The organism is Sporotomaculum syntrophicum, from assembly GCF_009932395.1.
Classification (GTDB): Bacteria; Bacillota; Desulfotomaculia; order Desulfotomaculales; family Desulfallaceae; genus Sporotomaculum; species Sporotomaculum syntrophicum.
Genome location: NZ_LSRS01000003.1, coordinates 182,957 through 184,649, shown reverse-complemented (window position 1 = coordinate 184,649; position 1,693 = coordinate 182,957). Strand labels below are relative to the sequence as shown.

Below are 1,693 nucleotides of genomic sequence, written 5' to 3'. Positions count from 1 at the left end.
TGCGACTATTCTCCTGCTTGTGTAGAAGTGGCCAAAACCATTATTGTGGAAGAGAATCCCAATATGCCCTGGACCGGTGGCTATAACAAAGTTCACATTTCCCAGGTGACTCATATTATTCGCGATAATACGCCGATATTTGAACTAGAACAACCCACTATTTCTGAATTGGACGAAAAAATCGCCGCTCCGATTGCCGAGCGTATTGAAGACGGTTCCACGTTACAGGTAGGTATCGGCGGTGTTCCCGCTGCGGTTTGCAAATACATGCTGCACCGGAAAGACCTGGGCATGCACACCGAGCTGGTCACCGACTACATTAATGAAATGATGGAAAGCGGTTGCCTGAACGGGAGCAGGAAATCAATTCACAAGGGCAAAGTAATTGCTACCATCGTGGAGGGCAAGAAGGCATGCTTCGATTACATTGCCAATCACCCGGCCATTGAATTCCACCCGGTTGATTACACCAACAATCCCTTTGTCATCGCGCAGAACTATAAGCCGGTCAGCATCAACGGGACCATCGAGGTAGACTTGTTTGGCCAGTGCTGCTCGGAAAGCATTGGCACCAAAATCTGGGGAGGTATTGGCGGCCAGCTGGACTTTGCCCGCGGCGTCACCTTGAACCCGGAAGGGCAAGGGTTTATTGTGCTGAACTCCACCACCAAGAATGATACCATCTCCAAAATCGTGCCCATTTTGAGCCCCGGTGCCATTGTGTCCACCACCAGGACCCTGGTTGACCATGTCGTAACCGAGTACGGTTGTGTTAAACTGCGTGATAAGTCCATGCAGGAAAGGGCCAAGCTACTGATCAGCATTGCCCATCCTAATTTCCGGGATTGGCTGACACATGAAGCCAAGAAAATGGGCCTCATAGTCTAGTTGATTAACAAGAAAAGCGCCTTGTTGAAGGCGCTTTTTTTTTGTGCCTGAAACTTAGATGTTGGTAAGTTTATGGCAATGATTAAAAAATTTTTGATTTAAAGCCTGCCTGACAATATTAAGCTGATACATAATTTTTTAATTTCTGAATATTATTAATTATATTTTCAGCAGGCAGTAGTTCAAAATCATTTAAACAATTTATAACTAACTAAAGATAAAAGGGAGGTAAACTGATGAACGTACAGCAGATGTATAAGGAGAAACTGACTACCCCGGAGATAGCAGCTCAGTCAATTAAATCTGGAGACCTGATTTACACACCTTCGGAGGCTAACGAGCCCACTGCAATATGGGAAGCTTTAGCCGACCGGAAGGATGAGTTGAAGGGCGTTAGGGTCAGGCAATTCTTGACCAGGCGCAAGCACAGATACGTGGATCCATCTTTTGCTGAGAATATTAAAGTAGAATCCCTATTTGTGACTACTCCCATCAGGCAGATGGTTCACGACGGCTATGCCACCTATATGCCCTTTAACTTCAGTGACATGCCCGCCATGGTCAGGCAGGGCGGCTGTGACGTGTGGATGGCCACTGTTACCCCCATGGATGAACACGGCTATTTTTGCTATGGTTTAGGTTGCGACTATTCTCCTGCTTGTGTAGAAGTGGCCAAAACCATTATTGTGGAAGAGAATCCCAATATGCCCTGGACCGGTGGCTATAACAAAGTTCACATTTCCCAGGTGACTCATATTATTCGCGATAATACGCCGATATTTGAACTAGAACAACCCACTATTTC

Annotated in this window: 1 protein-coding gene and 1 pseudogene; both read left to right on the top strand. The window is 46.2% G+C overall.

All coding sequences use genetic code 11. The annotated features are described in order from the left end of the window. The coding region (locus SPSYN_RS05920) for an acetyl-CoA hydrolase/transferase family protein (RefSeq protein WP_161821578.1) at positions 1–888 on the top strand (888 nt) is incomplete at its 5' end. Positions 889–1,124: 236 nt separating this feature from the next. After that, positions 1,125–1,693: pseudogene (locus tag SPSYN_RS05915) on the top strand (4-hydroxybutyrate CoA-transferase); the annotation flags it as partial.